Origin of the sequence: Bdellovibrio sp. HCB117 (assembly GCF_047305915.1) — a bacterium.
In the GTDB taxonomy this organism is placed as follows: Bacteria; Bdellovibrionota; Bdellovibrionia; order Bdellovibrionales; family Bdellovibrionaceae; genus Bdellovibrio; species Bdellovibrio bacteriovorus_B.
Genome location: NZ_CP178622.1, coordinates 1,780,606 through 1,795,657, shown reverse-complemented (window position 1 = coordinate 1,795,657; position 15,052 = coordinate 1,780,606). Strand labels below are relative to the sequence as shown.

The window sequence follows — 15,052 nt, the reverse complement described above, 5'->3', positions numbered from 1 at the left end:
TCAAGGGTAACACGGTTTAAGGGTCACAAACACCTCTCAAATCAGGACTGGACCTTAATTTGCTCTGCGTTAACTTCCCAGTGGCATCCGCCGACTTTGAATGTGATCACTTTTTGTGACTTGTCCAGGCGCTTTTGTATTTCTTCGAGATGAGACTGCGAAAAATCTTTTTTTCCCAGAGCGAATAAGTATTGCGCTAGCAGTCGTTTTTGTTCGAAGGGGCTTAATGTGAGATAAAAACCCCGAGATAAGCCCTGTGTCTTATAAGCCTCATTTTGACTCAAAAGATCACCCCAAGCGCGATTTTCCATCTCAAGCGCAATGGTTTCTAAAGAGCGAGCTAGTGACGAAGCAGCTCCTCGCGAACGCTTCTCTAAAGCTTTCAACCAATCCTCGCGAATCCAGTTGCGCAGAGGGTCCAGTTTGTCGTTGCTAGGATCTTCAAAAATGCGAAGCTTTTCTTCGCGCAGATATTTTTTTAATTCTCGCTTTGTGATTTCCAAAAAGGGACGAAACTTGTCGTCTTTTAGGACATGCATGGCTTGAAATCCTTGGGACCCCGTACCTCGTATCAAACGCAAAAGTCGAGTCTCTAAAAGATCGTCTCGATGATGTCCTGTAGCAAGAATTTGAAAACCTTGTTCCTTCATGAGGCGGGTTAAAGCTTCGTAACGCAGCTCACGATATTCTGCTTCTGATTTTGCTAAGACGGACGATTTTAAAGGGAAAAATTCAATGCCTAATTTAGTGCATAGTTTTTCGCAAAAGATTTGGGCTTCCTTGCGATACTCTTGATTGGAATCTTCACCATGATGAAAGTAGCACGCCCCTAAAAGTTCTTTCTTATGAATTTTCGAAAGCACGCGCAAAAGCGCGACCGAGTCCGTCCCACCCGAAAGAGCCACCAAAATCTTTTTCTCATTCAGCGAGTGCGTTTTTACTAATTTCCACACGTGATGATCTAAATCTTGCTTGGCTCTTTTTAGTTTCACTCTTACTCCCCGGCCACCGCCACCGTTTTGATATTCACGAATTCCAGAATACCAAAGTGCCCCAGCTCTCTTCCATAACCCGACTCTTTCACTCCTCCAAAAGGAATGCGCGGGTCTGACTTCACATAATCATTCACTACGACAAATCCGGCCTGCAACTCTTTTTCCACAAGCTCTTTGCCTTTTTTTAGGTCACTTGTGAAGATGCCACCGCCCAATCCATACGGAGATGAGTTTGCGAAATCCAAAGCTTCCTGTGTGCTTTTTGCAATAATGATCGAAGCCACGGGTCCAAAAACTTCTTCGGCGTGAAGTTCGGGGTGATTGTTTTCGAAGACGATCACCGTCGCGGGATAATAAGCTCCCTCACCTTGCGGCGCTGTGCCACCAAGAACGACTTTACCACCCCAGGATTTGAGTTTTTCAACTTGCTCGATAATTGTCTTTTGGAACTTTTTGCTCGCAAGTGGTGCGATTTCTGAGGCCTTCATTTCATTCACAAAGTGCTGAATAAAATCCTTCGCGATTTTTTCATGCACGATAAATCTTTTTCCCGCCACGCAGCTTTGCCCACAATTTACCAGACGCGCCTTCACGCACGTTTTCGCGGCCATTTCAACATCGGCATCCTCAAGAACGAGATAGGCATCACTGCCACCCAACTCAAGAACAATTTTCTTTAAATTCTTTGCCGCCTCGGTCGCTACAGATCTTCCGCCGTTGGAACTTCCAGTGAAAGTCACCCCTCGCACATTTTTATCTGCAATCACTTTGGCTGCGACTTCATGATCCACTTGGATATTTCTTAAAAGTTTATATCCCGATGTCAGATCTGAAAAAATCTGCCCGACCATCGCAGCTGTTCCTGCCGTCAGATCTGCGTGTTTTAAGAGGATGACATTCCCCGCCATCAAAGCAGGGGCTGCAAATCGAATCGTCTGCCACAGAGGAAAATTCCAAGGCATGATACTAAAAACCACGCCCAAAGGTTGAAAACTCACCTCGGCCGTTTTGTAAGGAGATGAAGCAGCCACTTGATTTTTAAGCATGTGAGCCGCCTCTTTCGCATAGTATTCACAAGTGACAGCGCACTTTTCAACTTCCGCTTTTCCTTCCGCGATCAGCTTTCCCATCTCGGCATTCATCATTTGCGCGAGTTCCGTTTTATGCTGCCGAAGACTTTGTGCAAGTTTATTTAAAACGACGGCGCGCTCTTCGAAAGAAGTCTTACGCCACTTGCTAAAATCCTCACAAGCCCCTTGAATGGCTTTTTGCGATTCTTCCCAAGATGTGTGTTGATAGGTTTTTAGAGTTTCGCCGGTGGCAGGATTGACTGTGGAAAATGTATTCATGGCAGGCCTCCATCAGCAAGGCTGCCACAGAATTTTCGATTTTAGGAGAACTAAAGAGTTGTAAATACTTGGGTGAACGAATAAACGAGGCCCAATAAAAATGCCCCCGTCATCGACCCCCAAGCCATCGACTTATAGAATTTGCCAAGCTGCATTGCTGCGCGCGCATAAGGTCTTTCGGACGCCAAAAGCGGAATTGGTTTCACCACCGTTCGAATGAACTGGTGACAACACAAACAGAACAGAACAACTGAAATGACGCTTAAGATTTCATTTTCCATGTCCGTCTTGTCGGAGAAAAATCGTCTCAACTTGAGATCGCCTTAAGTCGAGTTCTTAAGGACAGACTTTATAGATGCCGCGAATGACACCGGATCGGGGGCCCATGGCCTGACGCTTATTCGTGCGAAACACGCGCGTGGGGTCTTGATCTTTTTCCTGCCACTGCAACATCTCGGAAGTCACTAAAGACGCCTTAAACGAAGCATAGCCGCCATTATACCCATTGGAAGTCACCCATCGATATTCGCAATAAACATCAAAGGATTCGCTCGTATCAAGATCCTCTTCACCCAATCCACTGGAGGCAGAAACTGTCCCGCACGAATCGATAATCTTGGCACGATCTGGAGAACCGGAAAGAGTCTTGATGATCTGCTGCGTTTGCAAAGGACGAAGAGGATACGCCAATGAAGATTCATCAAATGTAATTTCAAAAACACCTTTGTATTCGTCAGGATTTCCTGTCGGATAAATGTCTTTGAACGTGATGCTCTTTACTTTAATACTGGAACCCGGAAGGCTGTCGCCAGTTTTAGCTACAATCGCTGAGGCGTTGTTTACACCTTGGCGCAATTCTTTTAAGTTCAAAATCGTTTCAGAGGGTTTTGCCGCTGTCGGCGAAGCCGCCACATCAATCACGCGGCCTTTAAGTTGCCATGAACACACTTCGGTTTTTGTGAGTTGGGCAAGCATCAGATTTTTAAGTTCGATGACTTCCTGCTTTTGGCGAAGGGAGCGCACTTCTTTTTGTTGCGCTTGAAACATGGAGGCGACCATCACTAACATAATACTGCCAATCGCCACGGCGACTAACATTTCAATCAAACTTAATCCCGCAGAATTCAATTTCTTCGTCATTAAGAGGGATCGGAGTCTTTGTTGGTATTTTCTTTTTTTATGATATCGATTTCGGCGGTGATTTTGAATTTATGAGTCTCAGCGAACTTGGAGGCCTCTTTCACAAAATCAATTTTTTGAATGATGCCTAAGATTTCTTTTGTCACGCGATTGGTGACCTCTTCTTTAGACTTATTGGCACCTTGAATTAGAAGGTTCAACGCTTCTTTGGGCAGTTTCAATTCAGAGACATAAGCGCGCAGGCTTTCTTCGGTCATGAAAGCCGCACTGACCCCAGCTGTAAAAACTTTTTTTACAGTGTCACCCAGAAGACCTTTAAGATCTCCCGAGGCGTTGTCCTTATCGTCTTTTCTGTTTGCATCATCAGACGCCATAAAGCTGTTTCACTCGCTTGTGATAGCTGCTAATCATATTTGGAAGATTCACGCTGACCAAGGCATTTGCAATCGGACCGGGAACAAACATGCTGAAAGTCGCTTCAACCGAATAAGTCGCGCGCGTTTTGCCAGCTTCGTTTTCCAATTTCCAGGATCCTACAGACGTTTTAAAAATGTCTCCGGACGCAAATTCCCACGAGATACTGGTGGGTGCATTTTCAGTCATCCAAAGGCTGTACTTAAAAGACTTCATCACTTGCACGTTGTATTCAACAAGCTTGCGATGGCCCTCTGACTTCAAAACTTTGCACTGTTTTACCTCTGGTAAAAACTCGTGGTATTTTTCGTAGTCAGCGATGATTTTATAAAATTGCTCGGGAGTACAATTGAAAACTTCGGTGGTTGATGCTTTTGCCATAAAATAAGTGTGTCTTTGCAACGACTCTCAAGTCAACGCGGACCTAGACCACGAATGATTATGTTACAACAACCTAAGACTTTTTAAACAGAGCTTCGGCCGCAGCTCTTAGTGCGGCCGCCTTATCAATACCGCCGCCACTGCCTTTGCGCGGAGTAAAGTAATCACAGAAGTTCGCTCGATCTTTTTCGCGAACCACATCCGCTTGTGGCTCACGACATTCATTATAAACTTTGGGATCATAGTGTTCGCAATTCTTGCACACGTGAACATCCGCACGGCAATGAGGGCACTCTTCGCGGCGTCCGATGACTCCCGCAAAAGCCATCTCTTTATTGCAATTAAAGCAGAACAGCTTTCCTTCCATTACTGAGGCTTCTTATTTAAAACGTGATGCGCTTCAATATTACGGATGGTGCCTGTCGCCGAACGCATAACGATAGAATGAGTCTTTGCTTGTCCGCCTGGCATAAAACGAACGCCTTTTAAAAGAGATCCATCCGTCACGCCCGTCGCGATAAACATCACAGAGCCTGAAGCTAATTCATCAATCGTAAATTTCTTTTCTAGATCCGCAACACCCATGCGCTTTGCGCGTGCTTTTTCTTCGTCGTTTCTGAATTTCAAACGACCTTGGAAGTCTCCGCCCAAGCATTGCATTGCCGCTGCGGAAATCACGCCTTCCGGCGCGCCACCAATACCTAAAAGCAAATCAATCCCTGTGTCATTCCATCCTGTAGAGACGGCAGCAGAAACATCACCATCACCGATCAAGTTGATGCGAGCGCCAGTTGCGCGCGCTTCAGCAATTAATTTTTCATGGCGAGGGCGATTTAAAATCACGACAGTCATTTCGCTTACGGACTTACCTAGGGCCTTCGCGACTGCTTTGATATTTTCGGTTGCTGACTTATCGATGTCGATGTGGCCTTTTGCACCAGGACCGCAAGCGATTTTATCCATGTAAGTGTCAGGTGCATGCAGGAACTTCCCTTGTTCTGCAACCGCAATAACAGAAATAGAACCTGGGCCACCTGTTGCACAGATTGTTGTTCCTTCAAGAGGATCTAAAGCGATATCTAATTTTGGAGAATCTTCCGTCTTGTGACCGACTTTTTCGCCGATATAAAGCATGGGCGCTTCGTCACGCTCACCTTCACCGATAACAACCGTGCCATCCATGCGGATGTGGTCAAAGGCTTTTCTCATGGCATCGACGGCTGCTTTATCCGCGGTTTTTTCTTCGCCACGTCCCACCCATGTTGCGGACGCTAAAGCTGCTGCCTCGGTTACACGTACGAATTCTAAAGCCAGGTTTCTGTCCATGAGTCACTCTCCGCCGCGGCCTTCATTTCAGCCGACAGTCTTTGTAGTTTTAAGTCCGGTCCTAATGCTACATGCACGGTCTTCGCAAGCGAACAAATTTCTTTATTACGTCCCCGCAAGCGATACTGCAAAACAATGCGATTGCCTTCGGTTCGACCCTGCACTTCAATTTCTAAATCATCGCCAAAAAAAGTCGGCTTTATATGTCGAACCTGGGTCTCGTAAACAGCAAACTGACTTGCCGACCCCGGCTTCTGATAATCCAAAAGACCCTTCGCATGCGCCCACCCCACCCGCGCTTCTTCATAAAAACGCAAATAGTTGCTATGGTGAACAATCCCCATAAGGTCTGTTTCATAAAACTGCACTTTGTGACGATGAATAAACATTGATTATTTCTAGTCTAAACGGTTAGTTTTAGTCAACCGGCGGACGCCGGCAGAGCCGAAGCGCCTTGGCGCGCAGGCTGAAGGGCCGCGAGGCCGCAGAGCGAAGGGCCTTCGGTCCGTAGCTGAAGCAGCATCAACAAAGGACGATATGACAGCAACCGAGTTTCAAAAAAATCTTCCGATGAGAATCACCCTCAGTCGTATCTTCGCTGTGCCCGTTATTGTGGCAATGATGTGGCCCGACACTCTCACTTGGAATATCGCGGCGGCTGTGTTTTTCATTCTAGCTTCGATCACGGATTACTACGATGGTTACTACGCTCGTAAGTACAACGCTGTTAGCAATTTCGGAAAATTTATGGACCCGATTGCCGACAAAATTCTTGTGACAAGTGTCTTAGCCATGCTTCTAGCTCTAGGTAAAATCGATGCCTGGATGGTCATTATTATTTTGGCGCGTGACAACTTTATCGGAGGCATCCGCTCCGTTGCTGCGGCAGATCAAATCATTATCGCTGCCAAACCTGCCGGAAAATGGAAAACGGCGATGCAAATGGTGGCCATCCCGATTGTAATTATTGGAAATTTAGAGCCTTACCTGCCCTATTTAGACAAAATTGGCTACGGCGTCTTGTGGATCAGCGTCATTTTGAGTATAACCAGCGGTATCGAATACTATTTAGGTTATCTTAAAAGCCGAAAGGCTTAATGGACGGTTATGCTTTTGCATTTATCACCTAGCAATTGGTTCTTCATTTTCTTAGCTCTTTTGCTATCGAGCTATTTGAAGATTGCTTCGGCTAAAACACAAAAGCCCGTTTCTTTCGCCAGTTCCTCTTTCAGTTCGATCCTGCGCTAATTAGTGAGCATCCACGACCTTGTTTGTCTTCTCTTTAAATTTTAAAAAATAAAGAGGGATGAACGACAAAGAAAAGATCAACATCATTAAGAACATCAACTGAGTAAAGCTCAGCATAAAGACTTGATTCTGAATACGCCCATAAAGACTTCGCAAGGCGGCCTCGGATCCCGTGGCCATCCCTAAACCTTCACTCATTTTAACTCCCAATCCCGAAGCTGAAGAGTAGTAGGCATTCTGCGTTTGCGGATTTAGCAATGACACTTTCCCAGCCAGATCCAGATAGTTTTGATGACTGTTCTTAGTTAAGAGCGTGCCGATAAGAGCAATCCCCACACTTCCACCTATTTGACGAGCCAGATTCAACAAGCCGGAAACTTGTCCCATCTCGACACCTTTAAACTGGCTCAAGATGGAAGAGTTGATAGGCACAAATAAGAAGGCCATTCCGAATCCCCGCACAAACATCATATTCAGAACATCTCGTTCTGAAGACTGCGGTGACAAACGTGTCATCAATAACAAACAAATCTCTAAAGAAACCAAACCGATAAAAATTAAAATCTTCGGATTCGTCCCTTTAAACATCTGTCGACCCACGAACGGCATGATGGCTGCCGTTAATAAGGATCCGGGGATAAAGAGCATGCCCGTTTGAGTCGCATCTAAGTGCAGGGTTCGTCCTACAAAAATAGGCAAAATAAAGACGACGCCATAAAGGAAGAATCCCACCATCGCCATCAGCATCACACCGTTACTGACTAACGGTTTTAAGAAAAGGCGCACATTGATGATCGGATTTTTCACGCGCAATTCCCACCATACGAAGAGTGGCAAACTGACCACGGCGATGATCGCATTAAACACGATCATACGTGAAGCAAACCAATCTTCAGCTTCGCCGCGCTCTAAAACAAATTGCAGACATCCAATACCTAACACCAAAAAGGTCAGACCCCAGATATCAAGCTCTTGTTTTTCCTGATGCTGTCCTTCTTCTTTCGGGCGATTGAAAATTACGGCGGCGCCGATGAAGAACGCAATCAAACCTAGAGGAAGATTGATATTGAAAATAGATCTCCAACCGAAGTTGTCAGTCAGATATCCACCCATCGTTGGACCGAGTGTTGGACCAATCATCACACTCATCCCGAAGATCGCACCCGCAATCCCCGCTTTTTCTTTCGGGAATTGTTCATAGATTAAAGTCTGCGATGTCGGCAGAAGAGCTCCGCCCGCCAATCCTTGAAGGATACGGAAAATGGTGAGTGTCTCTAAATTCGGCGCAAGACCACAGGCGACGGAGGTGCCCGTAAAAAGCAGAATACATCCCAGAAAGTAAGTCCTGCGACCAATGCGCTCCCCCAACCAAGCAGAGACCGGTAAGACAATGGCATTGGCGATCGCGTAGCCCGTGATCACCATACTGATGTCTTCCAACGTAGCCCCTAAGTTCCCCATCATTGAGGGCAAGGCCACGTTCACGATCGAGGCGTCGATGATTTCTAAAAGCGAAGCCATCACCGCCACGACTATAATCAGTACGGATTCCTTTTTCATAAAAACCGACCTTAGTGCTTATGCACCTTTACGAAAGCCGAAAGACCGGCTTTTAAAGCTTCCACTTCTTCGGCCGTCACATTTTCAAATCTGATTTTTACAGGAACGCGCTGAACAACCTTAGTGAAGTTTCCGGTCGCATTATCGGGAGGAAGCAATGTGAACGTCGCGCCCGTAGCAGAACTGATAGATTCCACAACACCTACGAAACTACGACCTGAAATCGCGTCCACATCGATATTCACACGTTTACCGGGTTGAACCCCTTCGATTTCAGTTTCTTTGAAATTCGCAGTCACCCATCTTTCACCGGCATCAACAAATCCCACCAAAGGAACACCCGGCGCCGCAAGCTGTCCGACTTCAACCGATTTTTTTGCAATAAACCCATCTGAAGGAGCTTTAATCTTCGTATTTTCAAAATTCAACTCGGCTTGCGCGACTTGAGCAGACAAGGCTTCAAATTTTGCTTTGGCTTCAGCAAAAGAAGTCGAAGCCGCATCATACTGCTGCTGAGAAACGACACCTTTAGAGAAAAGTTCTGAAAGGCGTCGTTGGTTTTTTTCCAGATCCCGCTTACGGGCCTCTAAAGATGAAAGCTCCCCTTTCATTTGACGAAGAGTGTTTTGATAATCACGCTCATCCAGTTCGATGAGCAAATCACCCTTCTTCACGCGCAAACCTTCCGTGACATGCACCGCTTTTACATAACCGCCGACTTTCGCGGCGATCATCACTGAGTGAGCCTCCACCTGCGCGTTGTCCGTTGTCACAAACATAAAATGTTCGTAAACGAAATAGAGTGCGCCCAACACGGCTATGGCACCAATACCTGATAAAATCTTTTTCTTCTTATCCATTTTCAACCTCAATTAAAATCAACCAATTTTTGACCCGTGCTGAGCTCAAGATTCACAAGAGCTTCAATCGCCCCGATTTGAGCATTCACAGCGCCGGCTTTTGCACGATAAAGCTCCGCCTCGGCATCAAGAACATCTGTATTTGTTCTTGCTCCGACTTTTTGTCCTTCACGGGATAAACGAACACTTTCTTCAGACTTCGCGATGTCGTTTTGACGAGCTTCAAAAACTGCGCAGTAATACAAATATTTACGCTTCCAGAAATCGAAATCGCGTTTGGCTTTCAGCTCTGCCTGGCGAAGAGTCTTTTCAGCCTGATATTTTTGTTCGATGCTTTGTTTAGAGCGCGAAATCGAAGTCATGCCATCAAAGATATTCCAGGTCAGACTGATGCCGTATTGCCAAGCATCGCGGAAACCATTTTCGTAATCATCGAAACGGTCATTGCGGTTGTTGTAATACTGATACTGTCCAATTAAAGCCAGACGAGGCACCCAATATTTTTCTGCTGAATCTTCCTGGTAACGAAACCCTTCCGCCTTCTGACGAAGAGATTGAAGATCTTTTCGTTCGTTAGAGTTAAACTCGGCCACCTTGGCAACCAATTCTGGTTTTAACCGAGGCAGCACCCCTTCAACTTCAGGCACGTCTTGATCTTTCCCCAAAGCTTCACTCAGGCGAGCGCGTGCAACTTCCACATTATCAGTGGCATTAAGAAGTTCCGACTGCGCTTCACTCATTTGAACTTCCACGCGTAAAACATCGTAGTTTGTCGACGTCCCGACTTTTTTAAACAGACGAACATCTTTAAGATGATCATTGAGTGCGCGCACATTTTGTTCAGCGACGGCTTTTAATTCTTTAGCAGCAAGAGCTTTATAAAAAAGAACCACGACTTCGCGCTCTACCTGAAAGCGAGTCCAGTCATAGTCATTCTTTGCCGAATCTTCAAAAGCTCCCGCACTGAGATAGCGGTTGGTGCTGGAAAAGCCATCAAAGAGCGACCATTGCGCGGTCAGATAAAGGTTTGTGGTCGGCACAACCTGAGGGATGGTTAGTGGAGTGTTATTCATATTAACATCCACCAAGGCATACTTCTTATCAAAGAGATAACTGGCATTAGCAGATAAGGTCGGCAAAAAGCCAGAGTAAGTCTCGGTCTTTTTCCAGCTGCTTTCCTTATATTGGGATTCGGATTTTTGAACTTTCGGTGATTGAGTCATGGCCTCATTCACCGCTTCGCCGAGTTTCAAGAATTGAGAGTGAGATTCTAGAGAGACGAGTAAGATAAAAGAAGAGAAGATCCATTTAAGATGATTCATAAGCCACCTAACTATGTAATGGTTGTAACACAAAACCGTTTGCGTCGCAAACCATTTGTGTTACTATCAATTGAGTATTAAAAACCACACCCCTTGGTTTTCGATTGGAGGTCGACTTTGAAAAAGAATGAGGCAGGCTCAATTCCAGCATGCTATAACGGCGTACACCCTGCGCTAAAGGCCTCGTTCGGCTATTCTTTCATCAAAGCGGCCATGAAGTTTCGTACTATGCTCTCACAAGAACTCGAGAAGCATAAACTTGTGACTGCACATATCGGGATTTTAAAGCTTCTTAATCTCAATGGGCCGGCAAGCCAGATCGCTCTGGGTCAGGATATGGGCGTCGACAAAGCGTCCATGGTGAAGTTCTTGGATGGACTAGAAAAGATGAAGTGGGTTCGCCGAGTACCCGACAAAGTCGACAGACGCATTAAGCTTGTGGAAATCACCTCGAAGGGCGCAGAGGGATTAAAAAAAGTATTGGATGTACATTCAGCCATTACCAATGAGTTTCTAAGTCCGCTATCTGCCAAGGAACGCCAGACTCTTCATGAAATGCTGAATAAACTCACTTAACTATTGGTAGGCTTTCAAGATTTTCCGCAACAGGCCGTTGCGCTGAATAGTCTGCATAGCTTTTTCGAAGCTCTCCAGACTGACAGAGGACTTTTTAGACAGAGCACACTTTGTTTGCACTGAGTCCATACTTAAATCGACAGCATCGAGTGTGGGATAAATCCGTTTATAGAAATCAAACTCCAAATTCGACATCACCAGGTAATCAATGCGGCCCTTCAAAATCTTCTGAATATTGCTTTCGTTGCTTGGCGCATCTTCACGCAGGATCTGCTTTCGTGCAAAATACGGATCTAAATTTTGATAAATGAAATTTAAAACAGTCCCGACACGCGCCCCATAAAGATCGTTGATGCTTTTGATGGGCTTGCTATCGATGTGCACAATAAGGTTGCGACTTTCATAGAGTTCGTCACTCCAGTACACATCATTTTTGATCGCTGGTTGCCAAACTTCATTCAGATGACAAAGAACATCTATACTGCCCTCTTTCAGATTTTCAGCGACACGTATTTTAGGCAGAAGAATAAACTGAGGCTCACGCTTAAGCTCCTTGGCCAACGCTTCACCAAGATCTTTAAGAATACCGCCTTGCAAAACTTGTCCTTGCGGCAAGTGGGTCACTCCCAATAATGGCATGGCATAGTTGGAGTTCACGCCATAACGAAGCACCTGTTTTTCTTTTGCAAAAACACAGCAAGAAAAAAGAACGACTGATAGAATTACACCCAACTTCATATTCACGCCTGAGACTATAGAGTATGACTTCTATGTCACCGAAAAAGACGAAACAGTGCCGACTTTCTTCAAGTCTGATTGTTTCAGCACAACTGCCATAGTAAAGAGCCCCTGAATTACCCTTCGGGACAGGCGGGGTCAAACCCATGGAGATTTTTACAACAAACGGAACAGCGTAAATTGTTTATTTCATGAAGGAATTTCACTCTAATGGAAGTACATGGAACACTCTGGAACAATATGGAGGGGGTTTTCGAGTCTATGAGTGACACTCGGATAATTCCCGTCTACACCCTCGCCCATGGCAAAACACCACTATCGAGACTATATTTTAAAAGAACTTGAACGTAGACAAAGAAAGAATCCGTCTTACTCTCTTCGCGCCTACGCTCGCGACCTTGAGGTTCCTTGCTCACGATTGAGCGAAATCCTGAATGGCAAAGTGGGTCTTTCTGAATCCCGCGCTATGAATCTAGCCGTAAAACTAAATTTGGCTCCATCTGAAAAAGACTTCTTCGTCGACTTGGCACTTTCGGAACATGCTCGCAGTGCGGTTCTACGCGAGATGGCTTTAAAACGCGTGCAAGCTCGCGAAGAAGCTTTTGAAAAAATCGGGGAAGACCAGTTTGCCATTATTTCTGACTGGTACCACACGGCCATTGCAGAACTTTTAAATCTAGATCAATTTGTTGCAACACCTGAAAACATGTCTCAACGACTGGGCCTTCCTGTCGACACAGTGGAAAAGGCTTTAGAACGTTTGCAAAATGTCGGGCTCGTTACAAAATCTGCTGAGGGAGTTTGGACTTCAAGCAAGAACAAATACTCCTCAACCTATGCGCCTTCCTCTGAAGCAGCTCGCGCTTTCTACAACCAGATGCAGACTAAAGCCTCTGAAGCGATGGTTCCTAACAGCGGAAAGCGCTGGGACATGGGATGCACTTTGGTGCCAACGAATCGCGATAAAGCCAAAGAGATCTCTCAGAAGATTCGTGCTTTCCGTCTGGAAATCATGCAAGAACTGCAAAGCTCTGAGAGCAAAAATTCCCTTTTTGCGCTTTCAACAAGCTTCTTTGAACTTACAGAACAGTAGTCATCTTAGGATTCACCATAATTTCATCGTTCAAAACGCCACAACATCATCGTTCGTGGCGTTTTTTTTTAGGTCTCCAGATTGCATTTCCGTTAGGTCATGAAAAAACACGTTTCAACGCTCTTATATTTCATCTTGGGCTTCTGCTTTGTCTTCTTTACAGGCTTGTCCACGACCTATGCAAAACCCAAAAGGGGTGAAAAGCCGGCTCCGATTTCTTCTGTAAATAACCCTTTGGAAATGGTGAAGCCTTTTAGCAATCTGACGGCCGATTTTTATGATTTTGTATTACGCTACAACGGACGCCTGATACCTGGCAAAGATCTGCAACCCTGGATAACAAAAATCCAAAACTCAGCAGAAGACTATTTCAACTCTATTGGCGTTCAATACGAACTTCAGATGGTCAAAAGAGAAGATATGGAGTTTCAAGGAAGTTTTATCGAAAAACTCTCTTACCCTCTTTTCATAATTTCAGGTGTTTCTGAAGCGCGCGAAAGCAATGGGCAGTTTTTTGAAAAGGTTCTTTCAGACAGCCGTCTGCAAAGCTTGAAGTTGGTTTTTGATCCCTTCTTGCCTCTCTGGAGTGGTCCGATTCAAGGCTTCTTCGAACCCAGTTCAAATTCTCTTTATTTTAGCGTCACCGCGCTTTCTTATCGCACCGGAGGCTTAGGAGACACCTTAGAGCACGAGCTTCTGCATGCGCTTGAGAATGAAAACCTGCTTAAGGGAAGCCTCACCCTCGCCGCCATTACTCTGATGGCGGACCAGAGGACGCCCGAAGTTTATTCCGACTTCTTACGTCTAGACGAAATTGAAACGCATCTTTTAGATATCGAATTTCTGACTGAACAAGCACCCCAGTTAGAAGAAAATGTTTTAGATAAAGGATCTTTAAAGCGCCTTCGAGAAGAGCGAAACAAAAATCTGGAATTTAAAAAGGAAACCGTCCAACGACTTCTTAAGAACTCTTTGAAATATCTTTCTAAGTTAAGAGAAAACATCAACACCATCGCAATGAACTGTCGAGCTGATGACGTCTTGCCACTGCGAGTGTGTAAAACATCTGAAGTCGCAGGTGAGAGTTATGATAAAGTCGAGATTCGTTTTCCAGCCACACCTCAGACAGATCTGCAAAAAATGAAAGAGCTCTTAGATTGGTCCCTTCAAAGACTTTCGCTCTATCAGCGCGCCTTTTAACCCTTACCTTTAGTAAGAATTTCATAGAGTCTCTCAGACTGCCGGTGCGTCTCTAAGTTTAGCGACGCACTATTTTTTCAATATTCCAGAATTAATAATTTGTTTCGTAAGATGCATTGTATTCTCCGCACTCAGTTAGAGTAATTAGAACACTCACTAAGGAGATTTATATGATCGGATTTATGCAATCTTTCGCATTTTTGATGTTAGTGGTTTTAGGAGTTCAAAGTGCTTCGGCTCGACAACTGGAACTTCCCCTTCAGCATCCCGATGAAGTTTTAGCAAAAGCTACCGTTTTTTCTAAAAACATCGAGCGCACAAGCTTTCAAAAACTTCCAAAGAAAGTCCAAAAGACGGCCTCTGAAATTGAAATCCCTTGGGAATTGGGCGATGGCTATTACGATACTCAAGCAAAGGTCATCTATCGCGTCTTTGATCCTGCTACAAAAGCCACGGTAGGATATATTTTTGCGGAGTTCATCACCTACACTGAAGACCCTGAAGCCTACATTGTCGGTGCTCACGTCAACGCCCAAGGCCTTCGCATCGGCACATTAACACACATGGAATACTACTATGGTCCCCGCGAAAAATGGATCGACAGCGTGCCTGAAGATTTCCGCGAGCAAATGACTGAGGAAGAATAGTTAGCTACTTAGGAACTGTAAGAACCGGCGGTTGCGAGTTTTCTTGCGGCTTATGGTTCTTGTGGCCCCAAATATAGCCCACAAAATAGGCAACGCAGCCTATAAGAGCAAAAATCATCCATTTTTTGATGCGACTGTACAGTAGAGCCTTCATTTTTTTGATTTTTACCCGTTGACAACTAAGGCTGGCAACTGTAATTTTG

Annotated in this window: 19 protein-coding genes; 5 read left to right on the top strand and 14 right to left on the bottom strand. The window is 45.2% G+C overall.

From position 1 onward, the window contains the following. Window positions 1-41: 41 nt before the first annotated feature. From tilS to ACLWBD_RS08545, 9 genes are all read right to left on the bottom strand, one after another. The gene (tilS, locus tag ACLWBD_RS08585; RefSeq protein ID WP_063207527.1) at window positions 42-992 is read right to left on the bottom strand and encodes a tRNA lysidine(34) synthetase TilS; all 951 of its coding nucleotides are present in this window, start codon (window positions 990-992) and stop codon (window positions 42-44) included. Window positions 993-994: 2 nt separating this feature from the next. After that, window positions 995-2,344 carry an NAD-dependent succinate-semialdehyde dehydrogenase gene (locus ACLWBD_RS08580; RefSeq protein ID WP_063207530.1) on the bottom strand — a complete coding sequence of 450 codons (1,350 nt, stop codon included), beginning with the start codon at window positions 2,342-2,344 and terminating at the stop codon, window positions 995-997. 50 nt (window positions 2,345-2,394) lie between these two features. Then, window positions 2,395-2,625: a hypothetical protein gene (locus tag ACLWBD_RS08575; protein WP_155722562.1), complete on the bottom strand. Its 231-nt coding sequence runs from the start codon at window positions 2,623-2,625 to the stop codon at window positions 2,395-2,397. A gap of 55 nt (window positions 2,626-2,680) precedes the next feature. Continuing rightward, window positions 2,681-3,484: a type II secretion system protein J gene (locus tag ACLWBD_RS08570; protein ID WP_063207535.1), complete on the bottom strand. Its 804-nt coding sequence runs from the start codon at window positions 3,482-3,484 to the stop codon at window positions 2,681-2,683. Beyond that, entirely contained in the window at window positions 3,484-3,858 is a 375-nt protein-coding gene (locus tag ACLWBD_RS08565; protein WP_413570621.1) for a hypothetical protein, read from the bottom strand. Before ACLWBD_RS08565 ends, ACLWBD_RS08570 begins: the two co-directional genes overlap by 1 nt. After that, complete coding sequence (locus ACLWBD_RS08560) at window positions 3,848-4,279, bottom strand: type II toxin-antitoxin system RatA family toxin (RefSeq protein WP_413570619.1); 432 nt, start codon at window positions 4,277-4,279, stop codon at window positions 3,848-3,850. Before ACLWBD_RS08560 ends, ACLWBD_RS08565 begins: the two co-directional genes overlap by 11 nt. A 73-nt stretch (window positions 4,280-4,352) precedes the next feature. Then, a complete protein-coding gene (locus ACLWBD_RS08555; protein WP_063207543.1) occupies window positions 4,353-4,646 on the bottom strand; it encodes a hypothetical protein in 294 nt (97 codons plus the stop codon). After that, window positions 4,646-5,605, bottom strand: a complete 960-nt coding sequence (gene glpX / locus ACLWBD_RS08550) for a class II fructose-bisphosphatase (RefSeq protein WP_413570618.1) — start codon at window positions 5,603-5,605, stop codon at window positions 4,646-4,648. Before glpX ends, ACLWBD_RS08555 begins: the two co-directional genes overlap by 1 nt. Continuing rightward, on the bottom strand, window positions 5,584-5,994 hold the full coding sequence (locus tag ACLWBD_RS08545; protein ID WP_063207549.1) for an acyl-CoA thioesterase: 411 nt from the start codon (window positions 5,992-5,994) through the stop codon (window positions 5,584-5,586). The genes glpX and ACLWBD_RS08545 overlap by 22 nt, the downstream gene beginning before the upstream one ends. Before the next feature lie 148 nt (window positions 5,995-6,142). Between ACLWBD_RS08545 and pgsA the strand changes: the two genes are divergently transcribed. Continuing rightward, window positions 6,143-6,703 carry a CDP-diacylglycerol--glycerol-3-phosphate 3-phosphatidyltransferase gene (gene pgsA / locus ACLWBD_RS08540; RefSeq protein ID WP_413570617.1) on the top strand — a complete coding sequence of 187 codons (561 nt, stop codon included), beginning with the start codon at window positions 6,143-6,145 and terminating at the stop codon, window positions 6,701-6,703. Window positions 6,704-6,853: 150 nt separating this feature from the next. On the opposite strand, the gene ACLWBD_RS08535 is transcribed toward pgsA, so the two are convergent. From ACLWBD_RS08535 to ACLWBD_RS08525, 3 genes are read right to left on the bottom strand one after another with little or no spacing between them, the layout of a single operon-like run. After that, window positions 6,854-8,413, bottom strand: a complete 1,560-nt coding sequence (locus ACLWBD_RS08535; protein WP_413570615.1) for a DHA2 family efflux MFS transporter permease subunit — start codon at window positions 8,411-8,413, stop codon at window positions 6,854-6,856. 11 nt (window positions 8,414-8,424) lie between these two features. Further along, complete coding sequence (locus ACLWBD_RS08530) at window positions 8,425-9,273, bottom strand: HlyD family secretion protein (RefSeq protein WP_063207557.1); 849 nt, start codon at window positions 9,271-9,273, stop codon at window positions 8,425-8,427. An 8-nt stretch (window positions 9,274-9,281) separates the two neighbouring features. Continuing rightward, window positions 9,282-10,595, bottom strand: coding sequence for a TolC family protein (locus tag ACLWBD_RS08525; protein WP_413570613.1), 1,314 nt, complete (start codon window positions 10,593-10,595; stop codon window positions 9,282-9,284). 117 nt (window positions 10,596-10,712) lie between these two features. Here ACLWBD_RS08525 and ACLWBD_RS08520 point away from each other — a divergent pair, with 117 nt between their 5' ends. Continuing rightward, a complete protein-coding gene (locus ACLWBD_RS08520) occupies window positions 10,713-11,171 on the top strand; it encodes a MarR family winged helix-turn-helix transcriptional regulator (RefSeq protein WP_413570612.1) in 459 nt (152 codons plus the stop codon). Here the strand turns inward: ACLWBD_RS08520 and ACLWBD_RS08515 are convergent, their stop codons facing one another. Continuing rightward, window positions 11,172-11,909 (bottom strand): substrate-binding periplasmic protein, encoded by a 738-nt coding sequence (locus ACLWBD_RS08515; RefSeq protein WP_413570610.1) that lies wholly within the window; start codon window positions 11,907-11,909, stop codon window positions 11,172-11,174. It lies immediately after the preceding gene. 301 nt (window positions 11,910-12,210) lie between these two features. Between ACLWBD_RS08515 and ACLWBD_RS08510 the strand changes: the two genes are divergently transcribed. The 3 genes from ACLWBD_RS08510 (at window position 12,211) to ACLWBD_RS08500 (ending at window position 14,849) form a co-directional block, all read left to right on the top strand. Next, entirely contained in the window at window positions 12,211-13,002 is a 792-nt protein-coding gene (locus ACLWBD_RS08510) for a TIGR02147 family protein (RefSeq protein ID WP_413570609.1), read from the top strand. A gap of 99 nt (window positions 13,003-13,101) precedes the next feature. Beyond that, window positions 13,102-14,202 carry a hypothetical protein gene (locus ACLWBD_RS08505; protein WP_413570608.1) on the top strand — a complete coding sequence of 367 codons (1,101 nt, stop codon included), beginning with the start codon at window positions 13,102-13,104 and terminating at the stop codon, window positions 14,200-14,202. 170 nt (window positions 14,203-14,372) lie between these two features. Then, entirely contained in the window at window positions 14,373-14,849 is a 477-nt protein-coding gene (locus ACLWBD_RS08500) for a hypothetical protein (RefSeq protein ID WP_413570606.1), read from the top strand. A 4-nt stretch (window positions 14,850-14,853) separates the two neighbouring features. On the opposite strand, the gene ACLWBD_RS08495 is transcribed toward ACLWBD_RS08500, so the two are convergent. Then, window positions 14,854-15,003: a hypothetical protein gene (locus ACLWBD_RS08495; RefSeq protein ID WP_413570604.1), complete on the bottom strand. Its 150-nt coding sequence runs from the start codon at window positions 15,001-15,003 to the stop codon at window positions 14,854-14,856. Window positions 15,004-15,052: the final 49 nt, after the last annotated feature.

Bases quoted from the DNA above. Each gene is read 5' to 3' on its own strand.
- ACLWBD_RS08495 (WP_413570604.1), bottom strand. From the start codon at position 15,003: ATGAAGGCTCTACTGTACAGTCGCATCAAAAAATGGATGATTTTTGCT.
- ACLWBD_RS08505 (WP_413570608.1), top strand. From the start codon at position 13,102: ATGAAAAAACACGTTTCAACGCTCTTATATTTCATCTTGGGCTTCTGC.
- ACLWBD_RS08575 (WP_155722562.1), bottom strand. From the start codon at position 2,625: ATGGAAAATGAAATCTTAAGCGTCATTTCAGTTGTTCTGTTCTGTTTG.
- ACLWBD_RS08515 (WP_413570610.1), bottom strand. From the start codon at position 11,909: ATGAAGTTGGGTGTAATTCTATCAGTCGTTCTTTTTTCTTGCTGTGTT.
- ACLWBD_RS08555 (WP_063207543.1), bottom strand. From the start codon at position 4,646: ATGGAAGGAAAGCTGTTCTGCTTTAATTGCAATAAAGAGATGGCTTTT.
- ACLWBD_RS08525 (WP_413570613.1), bottom strand. From the start codon at position 10,595: ATGAATCATCTTAAATGGATCTTCTCTTCTTTTATCTTACTCGTCTCT.
- ACLWBD_RS08560 (WP_413570619.1), bottom strand. From the start codon at position 4,279: ATGGCAAAAGCATCAACCACCGAAGTTTTCAATTGTACTCCCGAGCAA.
- ACLWBD_RS08535 (WP_413570615.1), bottom strand. From the start codon at position 8,413: ATGAAAAAGGAATCCGTACTGATTATAGTCGTGGCGGTGATGGCTTCG.
- ACLWBD_RS08570 (WP_063207535.1), bottom strand. From the start codon at position 3,484: ATGACGAAGAAATTGAATTCTGCGGGATTAAGTTTGATTGAAATGTTA.
- glpX (WP_413570618.1), bottom strand. From the start codon at position 5,605: ATGGACAGAAACCTGGCTTTAGAATTCGTACGTGTAACCGAGGCAGCA.
- pgsA (WP_413570617.1), top strand. From the start codon at position 6,143: ATGACAGCAACCGAGTTTCAAAAAAATCTTCCGATGAGAATCACCCTC.
- ACLWBD_RS08580 (WP_063207530.1), bottom strand. From the start codon at position 2,344: ATGAATACATTTTCCACAGTCAATCCTGCCACCGGCGAAACTCTAAAA.
- ACLWBD_RS08565 (WP_413570621.1), bottom strand. From the start codon at position 3,858: ATGGCGTCTGATGATGCAAACAGAAAAGACGATAAGGACAACGCCTCG.
- ACLWBD_RS08530 (WP_063207557.1), bottom strand. From the start codon at position 9,273: ATGGATAAGAAGAAAAAGATTTTATCAGGTATTGGTGCCATAGCCGTG.
- ACLWBD_RS08510 (WP_413570609.1), top strand. From the start codon at position 12,211: ATGGCAAAACACCACTATCGAGACTATATTTTAAAAGAACTTGAACGT.
- ACLWBD_RS08500 (WP_413570606.1), top strand. From the start codon at position 14,373: ATGATCGGATTTATGCAATCTTTCGCATTTTTGATGTTAGTGGTTTTA.
- ACLWBD_RS08545 (WP_063207549.1), bottom strand. From the start codon at position 5,994: ATGTTTATTCATCGTCACAAAGTGCAGTTTTATGAAACAGACCTTATG.